Source organism: Methylomonas sp. PHL2-19, assembly GCF_059331595.1.
Genome location: NZ_CP196839.1, coordinates 4,242,879 through 4,262,773 on the forward strand (window position 1 = coordinate 4,242,879; position 19,895 = coordinate 4,262,773).

Annotated in this window: 19 protein-coding genes and 3 tRNA genes; 9 read left to right on the forward strand and 13 right to left on the reverse strand. The window is 51.6% G+C overall.

The window, feature by feature from the left end; genetic code table 11:
• Positions 1-105: 105 nt before the first annotated feature.
• The 4 genes from ACR02O_RS19535 (at position 106) to ACR02O_RS19550 (ending at position 3,731) form a co-directional block, all read left to right on the forward strand.
• Positions 106-1,551, forward strand: coding sequence for a flavin monoamine oxidase family protein (locus ACR02O_RS19535; RefSeq protein ID WP_494522252.1), 1,446 nt, complete (start codon positions 106-108; stop codon positions 1,549-1,551).
• 129 nt (positions 1,552-1,680) lie between these two features.
• The gene (locus ACR02O_RS19540) at positions 1,681-2,310 is read left to right on the forward strand and encodes a DUF47 domain-containing protein (RefSeq protein ID WP_033157920.1); all 630 of its coding nucleotides are present in this window, start codon (positions 1,681-1,683) and stop codon (positions 2,308-2,310) included.
• 10 nt (positions 2,311-2,320) lie between these two features.
• Positions 2,321-3,433, forward strand: a complete 1,113-nt coding sequence (locus ACR02O_RS19545) for an inorganic phosphate transporter (RefSeq protein WP_033157921.1) — start codon at positions 2,321-2,323, stop codon at positions 3,431-3,433.
• 169 nt (positions 3,434-3,602) lie between these two features.
• Complete coding sequence (locus ACR02O_RS19550; protein ID WP_256438968.1) at positions 3,603-3,731, forward strand: hypothetical protein; 129 nt, start codon at positions 3,603-3,605, stop codon at positions 3,729-3,731.
• A 157-nt stretch (positions 3,732-3,888) separates the two neighbouring features.
• Here ACR02O_RS19550 and ACR02O_RS19555 read toward each other — a convergent pair whose 3' ends face one another.
• The 13 genes from ACR02O_RS19555 to ACR02O_RS19615 all read right to left on the reverse strand — a co-directional run bounded on the left by ACR02O_RS19555 (position 3,889) and on the right by ACR02O_RS19615 (position 13,587).
• Positions 3,889-4,446, reverse strand: a complete 558-nt coding sequence (locus tag ACR02O_RS19555; RefSeq protein WP_165385930.1) for a DUF2799 domain-containing protein — start codon at positions 4,444-4,446, stop codon at positions 3,889-3,891.
• 647 nt (positions 4,447-5,093) lie between these two features.
• The gene (locus tag ACR02O_RS19560; RefSeq protein ID WP_033157922.1) at positions 5,094-5,282 is read right to left on the reverse strand and encodes a hypothetical protein; all 189 of its coding nucleotides are present in this window, start codon (positions 5,280-5,282) and stop codon (positions 5,094-5,096) included.
• Between the two features lie 182 nt (positions 5,283-5,464).
• On the reverse strand, positions 5,465-7,396 hold the full coding sequence (locus ACR02O_RS19565) for a class I SAM-dependent DNA methyltransferase (RefSeq protein WP_494522253.1): 1,932 nt from the start codon (positions 7,394-7,396) through the stop codon (positions 5,465-5,467).
• A gap of 8 nt (positions 7,397-7,404) precedes the next feature.
• On the reverse strand, positions 7,405-7,791 hold the full coding sequence (locus ACR02O_RS19570; RefSeq protein WP_319962893.1) for a type II toxin-antitoxin system VapC family toxin: 387 nt from the start codon (positions 7,789-7,791) through the stop codon (positions 7,405-7,407).
• Positions 7,792-8,022, reverse strand: a complete 231-nt coding sequence (locus ACR02O_RS19575; protein ID WP_033157925.1) for a hypothetical protein — start codon at positions 8,020-8,022, stop codon at positions 7,792-7,794.
• A 24-nt stretch (positions 8,023-8,046) separates the two neighbouring features.
• A complete protein-coding gene (gene dinD / locus ACR02O_RS19580) occupies positions 8,047-8,904 on the reverse strand; it encodes a DNA damage-inducible protein D (protein WP_494522254.1) in 858 nt (285 codons plus the stop codon).
• Entirely contained in the window at positions 8,901-10,028 is a 1,128-nt protein-coding gene (locus tag ACR02O_RS19585) for a restriction endonuclease subunit S (RefSeq protein WP_494522255.1), read from the reverse strand. Before ACR02O_RS19585 ends, dinD begins: the two co-directional genes overlap by 4 nt.
• Positions 10,025-12,445, reverse strand: coding sequence for a DEAD/DEAH box helicase family protein (locus ACR02O_RS19590; protein ID WP_494522256.1), 2,421 nt, complete (start codon positions 12,443-12,445; stop codon positions 10,025-10,027). Before ACR02O_RS19590 ends, ACR02O_RS19585 begins: the two co-directional genes overlap by 4 nt.
• A 264-nt stretch (positions 12,446-12,709) precedes the next feature.
• A tRNA-Asn gene (locus tag ACR02O_RS19595) sits at positions 12,710-12,785 on the reverse strand.
• Positions 12,786-12,808: 23 nt separating this feature from the next.
• Positions 12,809-12,885: transfer RNA gene (locus ACR02O_RS19600), tRNA-Arg, on the reverse strand.
• A gap of 56 nt (positions 12,886-12,941) precedes the next feature.
• Positions 12,942-13,032, reverse strand: a tRNA-Ser gene (locus ACR02O_RS19605).
• A 10-nt stretch (positions 13,033-13,042) separates the two neighbouring features.
• Positions 13,043-13,234, reverse strand: coding sequence for a carbon storage regulator CsrA (gene csrA / locus ACR02O_RS19610; protein ID WP_020482891.1), 192 nt, complete (start codon positions 13,232-13,234; stop codon positions 13,043-13,045).
• Between the two features lie 161 nt (positions 13,235-13,395).
• Positions 13,396-13,587 (reverse strand): hypothetical protein, encoded by a 192-nt coding sequence (locus tag ACR02O_RS19615; protein WP_033157950.1) that lies wholly within the window; start codon positions 13,585-13,587, stop codon positions 13,396-13,398.
• Between the two features lie 857 nt (positions 13,588-14,444).
• Here ACR02O_RS19615 and ACR02O_RS19620 point away from each other — a divergent pair.
• The 5 genes from ACR02O_RS19620 to ACR02O_RS19640 all read left to right on the forward strand — a co-directional run bounded on the left by ACR02O_RS19620 (position 14,445) and on the right by ACR02O_RS19640 (position 19,582).
• Positions 14,445-14,786: a zinc ribbon domain-containing protein YjdM gene (locus ACR02O_RS19620; RefSeq protein ID WP_494522257.1), complete on the forward strand. Its 342-nt coding sequence runs from the start codon at positions 14,445-14,447 to the stop codon at positions 14,784-14,786.
• Positions 14,787-15,393: 607 nt separating this feature from the next.
• Positions 15,394-16,869: a NarK family nitrate/nitrite MFS transporter gene (locus ACR02O_RS19625; protein ID WP_494522258.1), complete on the forward strand. Its 1,476-nt coding sequence runs from the start codon at positions 15,394-15,396 to the stop codon at positions 16,867-16,869.
• A gap of 80 nt (positions 16,870-16,949) precedes the next feature.
• Positions 16,950-17,249, forward strand: a complete 300-nt coding sequence (locus tag ACR02O_RS19630) for a hypothetical protein (RefSeq protein ID WP_494522259.1) — start codon at positions 16,950-16,952, stop codon at positions 17,247-17,249.
• Positions 17,250-17,277: 28 nt separating this feature from the next.
• The gene (locus ACR02O_RS19635) at positions 17,278-19,005 is read left to right on the forward strand and encodes a bifunctional protein-serine/threonine kinase/phosphatase (RefSeq protein WP_494522260.1); all 1,728 of its coding nucleotides are present in this window, start codon (positions 17,278-17,280) and stop codon (positions 19,003-19,005) included.
• 271 nt (positions 19,006-19,276) lie between these two features.
• Positions 19,277-19,582: a hypothetical protein gene (locus ACR02O_RS19640; RefSeq protein ID WP_494522261.1), complete on the forward strand. Its 306-nt coding sequence runs from the start codon at positions 19,277-19,279 to the stop codon at positions 19,580-19,582.
• Positions 19,583-19,895: the final 313 nt, after the last annotated feature.

Consider the following 19,895-nt stretch of genomic DNA (forward strand, 5'->3'; position numbering starts at 1 on the left):
ATCAAGTCATTTGCCTGCAATATTTGGCTCGTACCGTAGCGAGAATTCGCTGCCAATTCCAACGGCAAACGGCTGGCAACCCATAAACACGCAGAGGCGACGCAGATGACCACCCTATCCCTCAAGCAACTCAACCGTTCCATCTATTTCATTGCGTTGGCCCTGTCGCTAGGCCTACGCTCCGTTACCTTAGCCGCCGAACCACTTACCGCCGATGTGTTGATCGTCGGCGCCGGCCTGTCGGGTTTGAGTGCGGCCTATCATTTAAAGAAAGCCGGCAAAACCGCCGTGATTTTGGAAATGAGTCCGCGTGTTGGCGGCCGTATCCGCACCGCTACTTACCCGGACGGCACGCATGCCGAAGTGGGTCTGGAAGAGTTTTGGGAAAATAACCCGGCTGTCGAGATTTTCCGGGATTTACATGTGCCGATGGAAACGGCTTACAGCAGTTTTTCCAGTTTTTATTACCAGGGCAAGCTGTATCCGTTTACGCAAAATACCAACCAGGAGTTTCTGGCATCGGTGCTGGATAGCGGCGAATTGCAAGCCTATCAACGCTGGGACGCCAAAATGGCCGAGCTTTACCGGCAATTGAGTTTACGACCCTTGCCCCAGGCAATGCTGGCGCTGCAAGAAATTTCCTTCGCCGACTGGATCGAAAGCACCAGCGGCCTCTCACCCAAGGCTCAAGAACTGGTGCGCATTGAAACCGAACCGGAATACGCCACCTCCTGGCGAAAAATCAGCGCGCTGGACGGCATTGCCGAATGGCATTATTTTTCCGGCGACGGTCTGGCGCCACGCCATGTAGTCGGCGGCAATCAACGCGCCGTGCGGGCGCTGGCCGATTTTATCGGCCGGGACCGCATCCTGCTCAACCAGCAAGTCACTCATATCACCGCCACCGATAAAAATGTGGAAGTGCTTACGTCCGACCAAAGCAGTCTGCGGCAAAAGCTATTCCGCGCCAAATACGTGATCACTGCCATTCCATTATTCCGGCTCAACGACATTCAGTTCGCTCCGCCGTTGAGCGCCGAGCGAAAACAGGCTATCCAAACCCAATCGGCCGGCGCCTACTTTACGGCGCACGTCACGGTGGATAAGGCCGCCAGCAGCTTCTGGACCCGCGACGGCGACAGCATATTGCCGATTATGACCGACAGTCCTTTGGGGGTAATTTATGAGGGCGGATCAAAATCCGGCGCCGATGCGCTGTTGAATTTATTGGTTAGCGGTGCGGACGCAGAACGGTTTAACTCGCGGATGAGCGATCCGGACCAGATTCGAGAAGCTTTGCTGGCGGCGTTTGACAAACAGTGGCCGGGCTTCCGGGAGTCGGTCAAACGGATGAATTTTTACCGTTACCATCCGCGCGCGATAGCATCATGGCCGGTCGGCCGGTCACGCTTCGATAGCCTGTCTGAGTCGTTAAGAAAACCGCAGGGCCGCGTCTATTTTGCCGGAGACTTTACCGAGGACAGCCACTCCAACGGCGCCAGCCAATCGGCAATACGCGCGGTTAAGGACATTTTGCAAAAACGCGATTAACCCGCGTTTGGCAGTTTAGCGCCGGATGACATCCGCTACGCATGCGGTCGGCAAATTGCCGACAGTTTCTGCACATGCCGCCACGCTGTTATACAATATGCAACAAAACCGTCACAATTAAGGTACACCATGTTCTCTCTACAAACCATCTTTGGCAAAGGCGATAAATTTTATGGATTGCTTGAAGCTAGTGCGGAATCGGCACACGCCTCGGCCAAAGCCTTGATAGAACTGCTAAGCACACCCACCACCCAACAGTCATTAGAAAAATTTAAACAGGCACGGCGCCGGGAAAAGAATTTATTCGGCCAAATCAGCGAGGAATTAGTCAATACCTTTGTGACCGTCCTGGACCGCGAGGATATCGAAGCCCTAAACGGCGCGCTGTATAAGATTCCGAAAGTCGTCGAAAAATTTGCCGAGCGTTATACGCTGGCATCGGAGCGGATCGGCGATGTCGATTTCAACAGCCGCGCTGTCATGCTGGAACAAGCCTGCCAAGTTTTGGAACAAATGGTTGGTCAACTGCGCAAAGGCATGGATTTGGACGAAGTCAAAAGACTCAACGATCAACTGCAAACGATTGAAGCGGAAGCCGACGAACAGATACTTGAGCTGTATCGCGACGTCTACGCCAACGAAACCGATCCGATCCGTTATCTGGTAAAAACCAATTTGTTCGAAATCCTGGAAAAAGCCATTGACCGCTGTCGCGATGCCGGCAACGTGGTTTACCACATCGTATTAAAAAATTCTTAGTGGCTCCGTCATGCTGACATTGCTTTTGCTGGTCATTCTGGCGGCACTGATATTCGAGTTCGTCAACGGTTTCCACGACACGGCCAACTCGATTGCCACGGTAGTCGCCACCAAAGTATTAACCCCCACCCAGGCGGTGATCCTGGCTGCCGTGACCAATCTGGTCGGCGCCTTATCCGGCACCGCGGTAGCCAAAACCATTTCCTCAGGGCTGGTCGATACCGGCATGGTGACGATTACCTCCGAAGTGTTGATTTGCGCACTGACCGGGGCGATTATCTGGAATCTGATCACCTGGGCCTTGGGCTTGCCCTCTTCTTCCAGCCACGCCTTGATCGGCGGCTTATGCGGCGCAGCTCTGGCGGCGGGGCACAATAATCCCGATGTGTTGATATGGTCGAAAACCGCATTGGTGTGGACCGAAAACAAAGGCCTGCTCTGGAAAGTGGTGATCCCGATGATCAGCTCGCCAATTGCCGGCTTCACCTTGGGCATTTTGATCATGGGTTTGTTGATGGCGATCATCAGCGGCATGAATTCCGCCGGCGGTGTCATGGCGCAAATCTCCCGGCCGAGATGGATCAATGCGCTGTTCGGAAAAGCACAATTGCTATCGGCCGGTTATATGGGCTTTGCCCACGGCAGTAACGATGCACAAAAAACCATGGGCATCATTGCGCTGGCCATTTTTGCGGCCAATAACGCCGGCACGCTCGATCAGCTGCCCAGTTGGGCGGAGTTCCTGCGTCCGGACGGCGGCGAAAAAGACATCGACACCTGGATCGTGTTCAGTTGCGCCTTGATCATGGCGCTCGGCACGTCGGTGGGCGGCTGGCGGATTATCAAGACCCTTGGCCACAAAATGGTCAAACTGCACCCAATCAACGGCTTCGCGGCGGAAACCAGCTCCGCCACCATTCTATTGGCCGCCGCACATTTCGGCATGCCGGTTTCCACCACGCATAGTATCTCTACAGCAATCATGGGTGTCGGTTTTGCCAAAAATCCCTATACCCTGAAACTTTCCGTGATCGAACGGATTGTTTGGGCCTGGGTTCTGACGATTCCCGCCGCCGGCGGCATAGCCTGGGGCATGGTGAGTTTATTGCCGCTGTTGCAGTAAGCCGCTAATTTGACTATCAGCTTCATCATTGACTATGCAAATTCCCAGGGTAATCTGTCTGACGAGGGAAACTAATGTTGTAAAAACCTTATTCTTGTAGCCCGTCCAAAAAATCATTAGTCACCCCACTGAAGTAACAAGGCTTTTTCCTAAACGAAAGGTGGCTGAAATGATGAGAGAAATACTGGAAGTCGTAATGCTGTTGGGCTTGATGGGTGGCCTGTTTTTCGTTAAACACGAGTTTGAGAAAGACAAGCAGGAAAGACTGAACGACGGCAAACCCGAACCGAGAGAATGAGTTAAAGACAAAGACGCTGCCAGGCAACTTAAAGGCAGAGTTAATTCAAAAAATTATCAGTGCCTAGCTTGCCTAACAGATACCGCGTTTTGCTAACGAATTATCTGTGCTTAATCCGGATACTTGCAACGAATCGTCCCGAATCCCAAGAAGCCACTCAGCGATAAGACTGAGACTCATGGCGGAACTCGTTGAGTTGCCGTTCGTGATAGTAAAGATCATCCCGAGCCCGATCTCGGTTACGCCGCAGTTGACTTATATCGTTACGAATTCTGGCCCGGTCTTTGTCGTTTAACTTGTTATCCCCCAAGCTGATTTCTTTGCTGGAAAGTTCGTTATCTATCCTATCCAGTTCGGCGCGTTCTCTATGTACAGCGTAAGCCGCTGCGTGGTAACGGCTGAATACACCATCAATCGATGGCGGGCAAACATGGCGGTAATCATGGCCTTGCAACCCCACTTCAAAAGCGTTATCGATACGACAGTATTCTCTTATACCCTGTTCGCGGCCAGCAAAATACTGCGAATCATTAACCGCCACACCGTATTCGGAGCATGCCTTTCGGTGTTCGCTCAACCGCTCACTCGCCTCTCCAGAACGGCCGTCTTGAACCCCTAAACCAAACCAATCACCCCGCTTGCAGTCTTGTTGGCTAAGCGTTGCACAGCCGGTAAAAAACACAACACATAAATACCCCGTTAAGCGCTTCACCATGATTTTGTCTTCCCAATAAAGATTCGCCGCACCGCCAGAACAGCCGCAATGGCTTGAAGCCCCAGGTATCCTGAAACTGAACTGGAATCGCTGGAAATTATAGTCAACATTGAAAATTAGACGAACAGATGCCGGCCCACGGCAAAAATCGATTCAGGCCAAAAGCCAATGACTACTACCGGGAAAGTTGGGATGGCTAAGCCAGTCAAAACCATCAACTGAAAGCCCTAAATACCACGATTCAAGAACTGCAACACGCCATGGCCTCTACGAGATGTGCAGAAGCTGTCCAGCGTGCGATAAGAGATTACTTCCAACGGCGGTTGAATGTCCGACCATAAATAGATAAGCGCAATCGATAAAGCGTGATCATTACGACGCCGGATTCATCGCGATGGCAACCGAATCCAGGGTGCGTAAGATCTTCAAAAAAGACATGGTAACGTTTAAGTTGCAGCTCTGCCGTCATCGTATTTCTGAACCTATTGTGCTGTGAAGACGCAGCCACTATAGCCTTAAAAATAAAGGATTTTTTGATCTACAACAATCATTAGCGTAATCCTATACCTACGCGACAGCCACTCCAAAACCGGGCGCTTTACTTCTGGCGTGAGCATGGCCGATGACCGTAGAGCCTTGAGATCGTTCTAATGAGAAGCCCAGTGCTGCCGAATAGTGTCCGCATGTGCCATCAAATCATTAAACGCTTGAACACAATCTCGATGGTAAGGATGTCTTTTGTTATTCACCGGGTGGCTCAAGTCTTCCATCAATTCGTTAACCACTTGTTCAATCTCCAAAAGCTCCATCGGCTTCTTGTTGAAAAATTCGCTCATTTTCCTGACTCATATTTTTATTTATTTGAAGCTTTAGCTTACAAATACCTTATGACATCAATGTGACAAAAAGCGAGTTCAACAGCATTTACAAAAATTCCTAGCACTTGAGCAAAATGCACAAGTCCTTCGTTCGATGTTACAAACCCAGGTTATTACCATGCATTCGGAACGACACAGCGTTAGATCATGGCTGCTAAATTCGCCATAGCCCGCGCGACTATCTCACCTTGATGATTGATGTTGTCGATAATCTGCTGCACGGTACGGGTATCAATAACGGCTTTGGCGTGCGGATTCACAGCTTTCAGGTCGAAAACGGCGGCGTCGATGTCGCTGGCTTTGGCCTGGGCTTCGCGGATGGCTTTTTCCTTGGTTTTAATCGCATCTTCCGCAGCGGCGATTTTGTCCTTGCCGGCTTTGTCGCGTTTCAATGCCTTCAACATTTCCCGTAACGGCAAAAGTTCTTCGGTTAGCCGGTTGGCTTCGTCGATAAAGGGCTGTAGGTCTGCCCGGGCTTTGGCGCGGCGGGCGGCGAAATCGACCGTCCAGGAAAAATCGCTGTCGGCCTCCGGCGTGCCGTGTTTCGCCAGCAAACGGGCAAATGATGGAAACAGCTTGTCTTTATTTTCTTCCACCGCCAGCCAGTCGGCCGTCAGTGTGGACGGCAATTCGGCATCGCTCAATAGGCCGCCGTGTCGATCAAAACCGAAATGCGCCAACGTCATCGGCGACTTTTTACCGACTTTGACTTGCGACAAATCGTAATACCAAATGCGCTCGGTTTTGCTGCCTTTCCGGAAAAACAGCAGATTGGTTTTAACGCCCGCGCCGGCGGTGGAAAACACCCCACCCGGCAAACTAACGATGCACCACAAATCGCATTCATCCACCAATTTACGTTTGGTTTCCACGAAGGCGCTTTCGTTGGTGCGAAACAGCAAACCCTCGTCCAGCACGATACCGCAGCGTCCGCCCGGCTTACCGTCCAGCGGCGCTTTCAATTCGTCCAGGATATGCTGCACAAACAACACTTGCGTGGAGCCGGTTTCAAAATCGTAGTTTTTCTGCGCGTCCGAGCCTTCCTTGCCGCCAAACGGCGGATTGGTCAGGATCACATCAAACGTCGCCGGCGCTTGCTCGAATAAACCGTCGTAGGTTTGCTTGCCGGTCAGCGTGTTGCCGTGCCAGAGATTGGGCTGGTCTATGCCGTGCAAAATCAGATTGGCTAAGGCGATGGGGAATACCAGATTTTCCTTTTCCCGACCGAAAAACGTATCGTGCTTCAGCGTTTCCAACACCGTCGAGGCCGGCGACTGCCCCAGTTGATGGGCGATATGCTCGTAAGCCACCGCCAAAAAGCCGCCGGTGCCGCAACAGGGGTCGTACACCGTTTCGCCCGGCTGCGGATCGAGCACATTCACCATCGCCCGAATCACTTCGCGCGGCGTGAAGAACTGGCCGCCGTCCGAGTTCTTTTCGCCCATTTTCAGCAGCAAATCTTCATAGACTTGCGACAGGGTAAAGAAATGGGTGTCGTCGATATGATCGATGTGGATTTCATGCACCTTGTCGAAAATGTCGCACAGATTGGTTTCGCTATCCACGCGCACCTTTTCCACCGCCGTCATGATGCGGCCAATCACGCGCTGCTTGGGGCTGGCGCTGGCATTAGGCAGTTGAGTACGCGGATCGACATCCAGCCGATGCAGATGCGGCAGCAATTGGTTATTGATGAAATCGAACAGACTGCCTTCACCGGCTTCGAACAAGGCTTGCCGCTTCCAACCAAACCGATAACCTTCCGGCGTTTTCGGCGCATCCGGCTTCTCGGAATACGGCGCCGCCCAATCCTGCCAGCGATACGGCGCCCGCAAAGCCGGCGAATAGTCGTTGCCCAAGGCTTCGGCTTGTTCCAGGGCTTTTTGCTCCTGAGCATCGAGAATGCGCAAAAACAGAATCCAAGTTAGTTCCGGCACGTACTGCAAGGCGCTGGCGCAGTTGGAACGGCGCATCACGTCGCAAATGGCTTTGACGAAAGACGACAGCGATTGCGTGGAGGCGATGGCTTTGGGGGCTTTGGCGCGGCGTGCCGATTTAACTTTTTCAAGCATGTTTTTTCTCACCACAACGTCGCGACGGGATACTGGCTAATCAGACCATCGGCAGTCAAAATGACCAAATCATGTGCCATCGCTTGGCATATCAACATGCGATCAAAAGGATCGCGGTGTAAGGTTGGCAAACGACTTAATTGGAAAACGGCCTTTTCATCCAGCGGCAAATAATCGATCAAATGGTCGCGGCATTGTTGGCGAACAAACGCTTCGGGTGCCAGGGGTAGTGGCAACTTTCCCAACTGATGCTTGACCAACACTTCCCAAATCGACACGCTACTTAACAACACCGTGTTATCAGGATCTTGAAACACGGTCTTGGCCTTTTCGCTCAATGCCGCGTCATCGCTGGCCAACCAGAGAAAAGCACAGGTATCCAATAAAACTTTCACTTAGCGCCCTTCAAATTCATCCAGCAAATCCGCTGGTAACGGTGCAAAAAAACTATCCGGCACTTTAAAACTGGCTTTGGCCAGGCCTATGGGACGTCGTTGTCCGGTAGCGGCAGGCTGCGATGCTTCTCGCTCCAAACCCAGGCGAAAGTAATGCACCAAATCGTAAATCTCGCCCAGCTTATCGCTGGGAATTTGTTTGATTTCTTCAATCAGCTGTTGTTGCAACATAATTTCTATCCTCATAGATTCAAATTACTCATTAGTATCGTCGGACTTGATCAGTTTCTTCCGCGCCGATTCAATTTGTTTAATACTTTTTCCCGGCGTAGGTAGTGATTCCGGCATTGTCCCGCCCAAATCCTTAATGGTCTGACGGACTTTTTTACCCACTTCCAAGTGCGTTTGGTTGGCCTGCCGTTTACCTTTGACTTGGTCGCGTTTCAGTTTTTCTTCGGTTTGGGTGGCGCGAAACAAGTTTGCGGCCAATTCGGTGCTACCCATGTGATCCAGAATTTTCTGGCTTTTTTTCAAACCTTTACGAGCGTGAATATCCTTGGCCGCCAACCCACCATACAAGCCGCGATAGCCATGATCCTGAAAAATGGCGTAATCCAGCGATGTTTCCACCCCGGCATCCTTGGCCGCGGCGGCCAGTTGTTTGTTATGTAAAGCCAGCTCATTACGAATGGCCAAACGTTTTTCATCTTCGGAAAGCCGGGCGAACTGTTCGTCATCCGCCAATTCCTGCCGCCGAGTCTGCATGGCAAAATAAGTTTGGCCATTGGCAATCACCGGCTTGCTGGGGTCGCCGTTTTGCACCACCAGATAGCAGGCATAGCGTGATAAGCGTACATCCGCTACTTCCCGTTTTGCGCCAGAGCCGATTTCGACCATTGTGAGGACATCCTCAATATGGTCGGCAACGTCTTGCCCGCTATTCCTACAAGCTTCCTTGGCGCGTTCTAAAACCGGCAAGAAATGACGATATTGTGAATATTCCAACACAACAGCCAGTTGACGAGCATGCCAATACTCATTGCCGTCGTCATCCAAGTGACGAATGCTCTCGAAGGTTGCATGGTGCTGTTCGGCGATATGTTTGGTGGTCATGACGATCTCCTTTCGTGATTAAAATCGAAGGCCTTAGCCAGCAACCGTTCCGGGATTTTATTCAAGTCGTCGAGCTGTTGTTTAATGGCCGCCTTGACCGGTTGCAATTGTTTCAGCGCAGCGGATATTCGGACTTGCTCGGAATATGGTGGCAGTTGAATGAAGCCTTCTGCAAGGCGATTAAACAACATCCGTTCGCGCACTGCACCGCGCGCCAGCGAATTGATGCACTGCACACCGTAAGGCGAACGTAGCCAGTAATAAAACCAGCGGGAGTCGACTATTCCCGGCTTGCCCTGCAACGCCACGTAATCCGGGCTGGTGATGCCGGGCTGATCGTCGTCATCGACAAAGGCAATCGAGCCGATCAGGATACGCATTGGATTGTAAAACACGGTGCCGGAGAAAACCGGTTTATAACGTTGCGGTTGTTTGCCCGGCGGCTCCTTGGCCGGGGCCAAGCCCTCACGGGTTGCACCCAATACCGGGTAATCGGCCCAACGTTCACCAATGCCCTTTTTCACTTCATCCAGAACATCACCTAACGGGCATTCGCTAATCTTGGAATGCTCGATGCCTTGCCGAATATAGGCATTGGCAAGTTTGACAATTTCGTGCTGTTGAATTTCTAAAGCCTGCCGCGCGGTTTCGACTTCGGCGAGTTGGGTTTTGAGTTGCGTCGCCACATTGCGCTGAGAGTTAAGATCGGAAAAAGGGATTTCCAATTCAGATAAGTCTGACGCATTGATTGACTCAAAGGTAGAGCCTTGCCCCTTGCTAATAAGATAAGATTCCGAATGGCGGAGAAAAAGCCAAAGATAATCTCGATCCAAAAACTCTCGATTTACTCTAATCGCTGCAAGTCCTCTTCCAATACAACATTTCTGGTTTGCCAGGTTTATAGAGCCAACTGGTGCACGCACAGAAATAAGAATGTCTTCTGCCTCAGCAATCTTTATTGGAAAACTGCACCATTTACGGGCGACTGGATAAGTATCTCCAAACTCTGCCTTACCTTGAAAAAAAGGTAGTCCTTGCCCAGAATCGTTATACGTATCACCTGAAGGTGACTGCCCCATAATTATGGTCGCTAACTTTTCTAGCCTATTTGTTTTCAAACTCATACCCCAAACAACCTTCCCTTAGCCTGCAAAATCACCTCCACCGGTTTCCCCAGTTTCTTCAACGCCTCCAAACCACCCGCCTGCTGAATATCCGGCACGTCCCACAGCGTCGGCGTTTCCAAAGCTTCGGTGCCACCCAACGCGAATTGCTGACCCAAGCCGCGCAACACCATGGCGCTGTCGCTTGGCATGGCGTCGAACCAGGCTTGATTGCTGTCGATATACGCCTGACCGCGTTGCGGTTGCTTCAAGGCTTGGGCGCGGTAGCCGTGGTGGGCGAAGATGTCGTAATAATCAAAATCCTGCATGTCTTCCAGTTCGCGCAGTACTTCCGGCGAGTAATGGTCCCCCAGCAGATGGTCGATCAATTGCCGACGTTTTTTGGCTTCTATCCACAATTGGCGAAACTGATTGAGATCGTGTGCCTCGCTGACCACACGTTGCAGGATTTCCCGACGATATTCGTCGCTGGGGATTTGCACGTCGCGGCCGTCGCGGCGGGTCAGAATGTAACGGCCTTGCGGGGTGACGCTAACGTATTGGCCTTTGATCTCTGCAACCGAGGACTGATGGCCTTGTCCGCCATCGCCCTCATCACCGCCGTCGTCATCCTCGTCATCTTCATCGCCGCTCGGCTTTTGCTTTTTGCCCGAGCTGTTCGCGGTGATGAAATCGGTGCCGAATAAGTCGGTGACGCCGGTGTAGTCGTAAAGCCAAAATTTGTATTTTTGGGTGTCTTCGTCGATGCGGGTGCCGCGTCCGACCATTTGGTAAAACAAGATGCTGGATTCCAGGTAGCGGAAGAACACCACGGCATTGAGGCGTTCGATATCGACGCCGGTTGCCAGCAGATCGACCGTGCAGGCGATGAAAGCCCGTTCGCCGGAGCCGCGCATGGGCTGGATCAGGTCGCGGCCGCCTTTGTTGGTGCATTTAAAGGCGTACAGGTCTTTCGGGGTTTTGCCGTGCTGTTTGCACCATTGGCTGTACAGGTTGTTCATCTGTTGCACGACGCGATCAGCATGAATGTCGCGGGTGCAGAAAATAATCACTTTTTGCTCGGGGCCGCCGTGGCGGCAGAGTTGCTCGAACAAGTCTGCGCACATGGTGGGGGTGCGCAGTTCGATAAAGATTTCGTCGTCAAAGTCTTTGGCGGTGTAGAGGTCTTTTTTTAAATCCGTCTCGCAAATGGCTTTGCCGGTGTGAAGGTCGGTGGGTTTGAGGTCGAGTATTTGTTGCTTGGTATAGCTGATGTTGTCGATACTGGCCTGGCGTTTGACGATTTCGCAGGCGGCGAGGTAGCCGTCTTCTTGCGCTTGGATCAGGGTGTATTCGTAGACCGGTTCGCCGAAGTATTTGAGATTGTTGGCGGTGATGGCCGCATCGTCGGCGGTTTGCTGTTTGGATTCGCGCAACTGGCGCGGCGCGGCGGTCAAGCCGATTTGCACCGCATTAGGATTACGCAGCAAGACTTCCGACCAACGGCCCCAGGCGGAGCGATGGCATTCGTCAATGATGATGACGCTGAAGGCATCGGGCGGATAGTGATCGGTTAAAAAACTGCTGGCGCCGGATTCTTCATCATCCAAACCCAAGGTTTGATAGGTGGCGATATGCACGCGGGCGTTTTTGGCGGCGTTTTGACCGTTGGCGGTTTGGACGATGCGGGCGCTATCGCCAAAGGCCGCTTTCAGTTTGTTATAGCCTTGGGTGCGCAGTTCGTCGCGGTCGCACAAAAATAATGCGGGTTTGGTCAGGCGTTGGGCTTGTTGCAGGCGCCACAGCAAGTTGGCGGCAATCACCGTTTTACCAGCGCCGGTGGCCAGTGCCAGCAAAACACGACACGGCTTTTGTGCCCGTTCGCAATGCAGGATCTTCTCGAACACGGCGCGAATCGCGGCATCCTGGTAATAGCGGCTCTTGGGATAGGCTTTGCTGTCGGCGGTGAATAACAGCGCCGCTTCCGGTTTATGCAGGTCGATGCCGGTGTCGTTGAGGTAGCGCTGGGTTAGCGCAGTGTGCGTTGGAAAGTGTTCTTTGAACGCATGCGGCCCGGTTTGTAGGCCGGTAGTTTTATCAAACTCACCATAACGATGGCCGTTGGTGGCAAATACGTATTGCACATGAAAGCGACTGCATTCCGCGTAGGCCTTGGCTTGCTGCATGCCTTGCAGCGGGTCGGCCTCTTCCTTTTTGGCTTCCAGCACACCGACGGGTAGCGGTTTGGTGGCATCGGGCGTTTGTACGCAAAGTAGATAATCAGTGCGACCGCCGCCGGGACGTCTGCGGCCTTTGTGGCCGATGGCTTCCACCGGTGCAGGTGTTTCCAATTTTAGCTTGCCGGCGTCGTCGTAGCCTTTATCGCGCAGAACGGGATCGATCAACCAATAACGGGTTTCAGCTTCGTTGTAGCTCATTTTTGGTGACTTTCCCTATCTTAGAATTAATTGGAAACGGCGTCCGATGGGTAATAGTCTATCAAACCCATTAAAAAATCCTTGCCCTGGATTTTATCAGTAGGTCGATTTCAAGTTGAATGGGTTGCTGATCTGATTCCAAACCGAATTTGGATATTCGAATCAGATAGACAGAACTGGATGAAGCTAGACGTCCCTCGGATCAGCGGAGGTCCGGAGCGGGCAAAAAAAAGCCCCACATTTACATGTGAGGCCTTAATTATTTGGCTCCCCCGGACGGGCTCGAACCGCCGACCTAGTGATTAACAGTCACCCGCTCTACCGACTGAGCTACAGGGGATTAATTTCGGTAATTTACTCAAATGGCGCGCCCGGAGAGATTCGAACTCCCGACCGCACGGTTCGTAGCCGTGTACTCTATCCAGCTGAGCTACGGGCGCTTATCTGAGCCGCTTATTGTCTTATTTTTGTTATTCTTTGTCAAACTTTAATTTAGTGGCGGAGAGAGAGGGATTCGAACCCTCGATGCGCTTTTGGCACATACTCCCTTAGCAGGGGAGCGCCTTCGGCCTCTCGGCCATCTCTCCTATAACTTAATCAGCCTTCCGTACTCCCTGCTTCAGACTGCTCTTTCTTAATTCTCTCGTAGATTTCTTCCCTATGAACAGATATATCTTTTGGTGCGTTTACGCCAATTCTAACTTGATTTCCTTTTACCCCGAGAACTGTAACAGTCACATCGTCACCAATCATCAAGGTCTCTCCTACTCTACGAGTCAAGATAAGCATACTATCTCCCTACACTATTAATGCGCTTTGTTACTGCAACATACTCGAACCGACGATTATATCCGTTTTTGAGAAAAAATAAAGATATATTTGCTAGCCATAAAGAAAAGCATACGAACAGCTAGGACGTCAGAATAAACAAATCCGTGCGTTTTTCTGAACTATCCCTTAGACAACCACTCATGGCGCATTGCATCCAGACTCTGCATCAACTCATCTAATGCTTTAACCGATTCCTTGTGTAAAGGATGAGCATGATTGTGAACCGGGTGCTTGGTGTCGTTCATTAGTTCATCAATGAAACGCTCTGCTTCCATAATATCTTGTGGAAGCGAATCTGATTTTTCGGCCATCTGAAATAACAAACAGGTTTATGGTAATTGGCGCATAAAAAAGCCCACGATTAAGTGGGCTTCGTCCGGTGTTATTTTTATGTTTTTTGGACGCCTGTTATCTGTGATAGCAGGTTAATAGCTTGCGCTTTTATTATTGTTGTACCGTTACACGGTCGCATTCCCTCCCCCAATAGATACGAAGCTTTTCAGCTCGTATTGACCTAAGTCAAGGTGGGCGCATTCTAGTGCACTTAAATCGCTTTGTCCAGAAAAAGTGCGACGATTTGTCGCAACCTTAAAACACCGACATGTCAGACTTTCGGCAATGGGCCAAACAGATGCGTTTTTACCGTTATCATTCTCCGCGCCGTCAGCTCCTGGCTGGTCGACCATTCGCGTTTCGATGAGTTATGGTTTCGCCAAAAATGCAACATAGCCTGAAACCGGCTTCCCAGCACTAAATCGACGCGAGATACCAATAATCCCTAAAGCCGGGTTATGATTTGCCGTCGAATCCCGGTATTAAGCAAAGTACATATTCGACTGCACAAAGCCAGCGGGTTCCAATACCGGACTGAACGTCCGGATACTCGTCGCTTTAGCTTAAATACCCAGGATTCGTCATTCCAGAAAATGGCAGCCGCTAGACCGAGCAAAGAACTCGTTACAGCCGCTTGCGTTATAAATCAACCTTTCAGCCGGGTGCCGGAAAGGTTGATAGCCAAACCTAAAATAGCTCGAAAATAGTGATCACTGCCTGTCGATGCTCTTATCCCGGCTGGCATAATGGAGTTTATGATTTAAAGGATGCGGCTAATCTGGATTTTTTATATTAAACCTACTGTCTCGCAGCTAATCAAAACAACGGAACAACCATGAACGATTTACCTAACTGTCCAAAATGCGGCTCTGAATACACTTATAACGACGGCACCATGAATATTTGCCCGGACTGCGCCCACGAATGGTCAGCCGATGCCGCCAGTGACAGCGACGATGAGGCGAAAGTAGTCAAGGACGCCAACGGCAACCTGCTGCAAGACGGCGATACCGTCACCGTGATTAAAGACCTGAAAGTGAAAGGCTCTTCACTCGTTGTCAAAGTCGGCACCCGAGTTAAAAACATCCGTCTGGTGGACGGCGACCACGACATCGACTGCAAAATCGACGGCATCGGCGCGATGAAGTTGAAATCTGAATTTGTGAAAAAAGTCTGATCCCAGCTAATAATCGCAAAACGTGTGCAGCTCATTCGCCCGGCCCTAAATACCGTTCGCCTCAACGCCGTTGAAGATACAGAGTTTACCAAAGGCCGCACCAGCCCGGGCTTCGACGAGCTCAGCCCGAGCGGAATACCCCTGGTAAAAAGGGCCGGGTTGCTAAGCTGATTGAACACCAGCCACTCGCGACTCACAGACACCCGCCGAAGCGGCCTGAACCCACTTCGGCATTTTGATACTCGGAGCCAAACCCCTCCACGATTAGGGTCTGCAAAACTGCTTAGCCGGCTCATTCCGCATTCACGCCAAACAGCGGAATTGAATACTTTGGCATAATGGGTGCTATCATATAGTCCGTGCAACGCTGCACCTTCTGCTCCCTTCAACAACGACGTTGGAAATAGGCTGATTCAACTTCAGCTAAGCGATTTACTCGTCTGTTGTGCCTTGCCTTCGCTCGTTTCAGGACACCCACACTTCATGAGTAAATAAGCCCTTTTCAAGGGGAGCAATAGCTTGTACATACAAGCTACTTGATACGAATTTCCGACGCTCGATCCGGCCAGCGGAATTCATTTTATCCTCCACTTTTCAAAGGTAAGTTATGTCCTCGAGCAAACTCAATCTTTTTAGCTTTACCGGCAAAATGCAGATTTTGCACATGAGCTGGCTGGCGTTTTTCATCAGCTTTGTGGTCTGGTTCAACCATGCACCGCTGATGTTGGCGATTGCCGAGAGCCTTAAACTCAGCCAAGCCGAAATTAAAACCATCCTGATATTAAACGTGGCATTGACCATCCCTTCGCGGATTGCCATCGGTATTTTGGTGGATAAATTTGGCCCCAAACGCACCTACTCTACGTTATTGGCGATCAGCAGCATTCCCTGCTTCATGTTTGCCGCCGCCGACGACTTCCAGCAATTGGCCCTGGCGAGATTTTTAATGGGTTTTGTCGGCGCCGGCTTTGTCATCGGCATCCGTATGGTCGGCGAGTGGTTCCCGGCCAGACAACTGGGTGTTGCCGAAGGCATCTACGGCGGCTGGGGCAATTTCGGTTCAGCCGCGGCCGCCATCGCCCTACCGTCATTGGCCTTGGCATTCGGCGGCGAAAACGGTTGGCGTTATGCGATTGCCTGCACCGGTATCATGGCTTTGCTCTATTCGGTGATTTATTTTTTCAGCGTCAGCGATACGCCTAAAGGTTCAACGTATTTCAAACCCAAGAAAGCCGGCGCCATGGAAGTCACCAGCATCTGGGATCTGTTCTTCTACATCCTGATGACCATTCCCTTGTATGCAGCGTTAAGCTTGCTGACTTGGAAACTGTCGCCAACCGGCATGAAGTTGTTATCCGGTGACACCACCATCGGCATTTACATAGCGATTTGGCTATTGTTTCTCTACAACTTGTACAAAATCGTGCACGTTAATCAGGAACATCTCACCCAACCCATTGAACCGATACACCAATACAAGTTTAAGCAGGTTGCCATTCTGGATCTGGCATACCTGGTGACCTTCGGCTCCGAACTCGCAGTGGTCTCCATGCTGCCGCTGTTTTTCCACGAAACCTTCAAACAGAACGGTATCACCCCGGTGCAAGCCGGCCTATTGGCATCCAGCTTCGCGTTCATGAACCTAGTCGCCCGGCCTGGCGGCGGCTGGCTGAGCGATAAGTTCGGACGCAAGTTGTCGCTGAGCGTGTGCGTGATCGGTTGCGCGCTGGGCTATGCCGCTATGTCGCAAATCAATTCGGCATGGCCGATTGCCCTGGCGTTTGCCGTGACATTCTTATGTTCATTTTTCGTCCAAGCCGGATGCGGCGCCGTCTACGCGATGGTGCCCTTAATCAAGCGCCGCATGACCGGGCAAATTGCCGGCATGGTCGGCGCTTACGGCAATGTGGGCGGCGTCACCTTTCTAACAGTCTTGTCGTTCGTCACACCGGAAGCCTTTTTTCTGACCATCGCCGGTACGGCTGTCGTGGTTGCACTGGCGGTGCAATTTATCGAGGAACCCGCCGGCCACATGGCAGAAGTCATGGAAGACGGCACCGTAGCCATGATCGAAGTGGTTTAAGCAACAGAGCATTCCGGCGTCATCCGCCGAAGTATTGTTGTAGCAATTTTTAATATTTAGTTATATTTGGAGTAATACCCATGATCGAAGCATTATTAGCCGTCCTAACCCTGACTTTAATTGTTTGCTGGCGCGGCGTTTGCCAGGCATCCGCCGGAGAACACCACGCTGCACAACAACTCGACCAATCCAAAAGCCACCCTTTTTTGCCTGAAGATGCCGTTCTGAGGCGGCATGTCATTTCCCTGGTCCACCACGAAATCGAAGCCACCCTACCCCCGCGCCCCAGCGACTCGGTGTTACTGCGCCATCACCAAGCTTTGCTGATGAGTAAACTGGACCAGCGCCTGGCGGAATTGCGCCATTACCGCGCCTGCTAAGCCGCGCAACCTCAGTTCTCGGCAGACTATGGGCAAAACCTTATCAGTCAAGCTCGGTTCGCACAGCGACAAAGGTGTGAAACCCGAAAACGAAGATTGCTGGGGGGCTGTCGTCCCCGAGGAACCGCAACTCACCCTAAAAGGCATCGTAGCGGGCATTGCGGACGGCATGAGCGGCAGTGAAGCCGGCAAGGAAGCCAGCCATTGCTGCATTACCGCGTTTTTGGAAGATTATTACAGCACGCCGGATTCCTGGTCGGTGGCCAAGGCCGGACAAAAAATCCTCTCTGCCACCAACTCCTGGCTGCACAGCCAGGGACAAATCCGCTATGCCTCGGTTAAAGGCATGGTGAGCACGCTCAGTGTGCTGGTACTTAAATCCAACACCGCCCATATTCTGCACGTCGGTGATTCGCGGATTTATTTATGGCGACAACATGGGCTGGAGCAACTCACGCGCGACCACAGGCTTTGGGTGTCCAACGACAAAAGCTATCTGAATCGGGCGATGGGTATCGAACCGCATTTGGAAGTGGATTACAAATCGCTGACCGTCGAAAAAAACGACTTATTCTTGATGACTTCGGACGGGCTCCACGATTTTATTAGCGAGCACCACCTAAAAACGCTGCTCTCGCAGGATTCCGATCTGCAAACCCTTGCGGAAATTTTGGTCAAAACCGCCTTGGCTAACGGCAGCGACGACAATGTAACCTGCCAACTGGTTCGCATCGACGACTTGCCGCAACTGCGCGAAGACGAAATATTGCGGCACCATGGGCATTTGCCGTTCCCACCGCCGCTGTCACCCGGCATGCTGCTGGATGGCTACCGGGTCGAAGCGGAATTGCATGCCAGCAAACGCACGCAAATTTACCAAGCCTTCGATACGCTGCATAACCGCCGGGTGATTTTGAAAACGCCATCGGTGCTGTATAACGACGACACCCATTATATCGAGCATTTTTTGCACGAAGAATGGGCCGGCAAACGCCTCAACCATCCCAACGTCTTGACAGTGCTCGAATCCGACCGTGCTAAAAGCTGTCTTTACTATGTAACCGAATTTATCGAGGGGCAAACCTTAAGAGAATGGATCACTCAGAACCCCAAGCCGGAGATCAAGCGGGTACGCGCCCTGATCGAACAAATCGCCAAAGGGCTACGCGCCTTTCATCGCATGGAAATGCTGCATCAGGATTTGAAGCCGGAAAATATCATGATTGACAACAGCGGCACGGTGAAGATCATCGATTTCGGTTCGGTGAAAATCGCCGGCATCGCCGAGATCACCCCGCTTGACCGGCATCAGACCGAGAATATTCTCGGCACACTGAACTACACCGCGCCGGAGTATCACCTGGGGCAAACCGGCACGGTAAAGTCGGATTTGTTCTCGTTGGGCGTCATCTGTTACGAAATGCTCAACGGCAGCCTGCCATTCGCCAACATGCCGGAAAAACCCAATCGCCACAATCTCGAGCGCCTGGTTTACATTCCCAGCATCCGCCGCAACGAAATGGTGCCGATCTGGATAGACGGCACCCTGAAAAAGGCCACGACCGTTTCGCCACGATCCCGCTACGACGAATTGTCCGAATTCCTGCACGACCTTTCCACCCCCAACCCGCAATTCCTGAAAGCGGAAGACAAGATTCCGCTTATAGAACGCAATCCACTGTTGTTCTGGAAAAGCACAACAGCGCTGTTCTTTCTGATCAGCGTGGTTTTACTGTTCTTGCTGAGCCGGAAATAGCGGCCTGCATAAAAAGAATGAACGGCTGGCAATTGGCGTGCATGTCGTAGTCTGTTCCTGCTGGCATTCAAAATTTAGATACTGTTAGCTTGCGTAATCGCACATTTCAAAGCCATCGTCCTCTATGCGCATCGCCAAACGGCACGGGCTTGACATAAAACACCTACCTGATAAAGTCAGTGGCAAAACGAACGTGGGCAAAAGCGCCTGAAAAGGCTGTTAATATCAACTTATATAGGCAGATTTGCCTGATAATCAATAGTTATGTGTCATGACAGCTGAAGTCCATATCTTTTTGGCAAAAGCCACTTCGTCAGATGTAAAACGCTTTCCTACTGGTCAGCGTCACGCAATGCATATCTACGTACGGCAGTCGCTTGGCTCCGCTCACGACTGGGAGGCGGCAGAACTCGTGGCGCTAAATTGCGGGTGGTCTCAGGTTGAGATATTAAAAGCTGGAACTTTGCCCTTTGATACAGCGGAGCGAAAGGGAGAGCCTGAACGCTCCTGCTATTTGTCCGCACTTGAAAAAGGCGATGCCATTTTGGTCTATAGCACACCGGAGCAAGCCCGGTAGGGTACGCACCGCGTACCTTTTGGCTTGCGCCGCCAAAAAGCCATTAAACGGTATGCGGTGCGTACCCTACATCTAAAACCGAAGCGCGATAGTCCGTTTTTAGCCGCTCTCGTCAGTCAGTAGCCTCGATGAAATCGAGGGTTCGAAGGCCACCACTCTTAAAATTTGCCGATGTTAGTCTGATGATGGGCCGACACCCTCGATTCCGCTAACGCTGCATCGAGGCTACACAAAACCTACCCCGGACTTGCAATCTCAGAGGATATCCATTCCACTGCGATCAATAAAGCCGAAGCCCGGTAGGGTACGCACC

Coding starts and splice junctions, on each gene's coding strand:
- ACR02O_RS19535 (WP_494522252.1), top strand. CDS start 106: ATGACCACCCTATCCCTCAAGCAACTCAACCGTTCCATCTATTTCATT.
- ACR02O_RS19540 (WP_033157920.1), top strand. CDS start 1,681: ATGTTCTCTCTACAAACCATCTTTGGCAAAGGCGATAAATTTTATGGA.
- ACR02O_RS19545 (WP_033157921.1), top strand. CDS start 2,321: ATGCTGACATTGCTTTTGCTGGTCATTCTGGCGGCACTGATATTCGAG.
- ACR02O_RS19550 (WP_256438968.1), top strand. CDS start 3,603: ATGATGAGAGAAATACTGGAAGTCGTAATGCTGTTGGGCTTGATGGGT.
- ACR02O_RS19555 (WP_165385930.1), bottom strand. CDS start 4,446: ATGGTGAAGCGCTTAACGGGGTATTTATGTGTTGTGTTTTTTACCGGC.
- ACR02O_RS19560 (WP_033157922.1), bottom strand. CDS start 5,282: ATGAGCGAATTTTTCAACAAGAAGCCGATGGAGCTTTTGGAGATTGAA.
- ACR02O_RS19565 (WP_494522253.1), bottom strand. CDS start 7,396: ATGCTTGAAAAAGTTAAATCGGCACGCCGCGCCAAAGCCCCCAAAGCC.
- ACR02O_RS19575 (WP_033157925.1), bottom strand. CDS start 8,022: ATGTTGCAACAACAGCTGATTGAAGAAATCAAACAAATTCCCAGCGAT.
- dinD (WP_494522254.1), bottom strand. CDS start 8,904: ATGACCACCAAACATATCGCCGAACAGCACCATGCAACCTTCGAGAGC.
- ACR02O_RS19585 (WP_494522255.1), bottom strand. CDS start 10,028: ATGAGTTTGAAAACAAATAGGCTAGAAAAGTTAGCGACCATAATTATG.
- ACR02O_RS19590 (WP_494522256.1), bottom strand. CDS start 12,445: ATGAGCTACAACGAAGCTGAAACCCGTTATTGGTTGATCGATCCCGTT.
- csrA (WP_020482891.1), bottom strand. CDS start 13,234: ATGCTTATCTTGACTCGTAGAGTAGGAGAGACCTTGATGATTGGTGAC.
- ACR02O_RS19615 (WP_033157950.1), bottom strand. CDS start 13,587: ATGGCCGAAAAATCAGATTCGCTTCCACAAGATATTATGGAAGCAGAG.
- ACR02O_RS19620 (WP_494522257.1), top strand. CDS start 14,445: ATGAACGATTTACCTAACTGTCCAAAATGCGGCTCTGAATACACTTAT.
- ACR02O_RS19625 (WP_494522258.1), top strand. CDS start 15,394: ATGTCCTCGAGCAAACTCAATCTTTTTAGCTTTACCGGCAAAATGCAG.
- ACR02O_RS19630 (WP_494522259.1), top strand. CDS start 16,950: ATGATCGAAGCATTATTAGCCGTCCTAACCCTGACTTTAATTGTTTGC.
- ACR02O_RS19635 (WP_494522260.1), top strand. CDS start 17,278: ATGGGCAAAACCTTATCAGTCAAGCTCGGTTCGCACAGCGACAAAGGT.
- ACR02O_RS19640 (WP_494522261.1), top strand. CDS start 19,277: ATGACAGCTGAAGTCCATATCTTTTTGGCAAAAGCCACTTCGTCAGAT.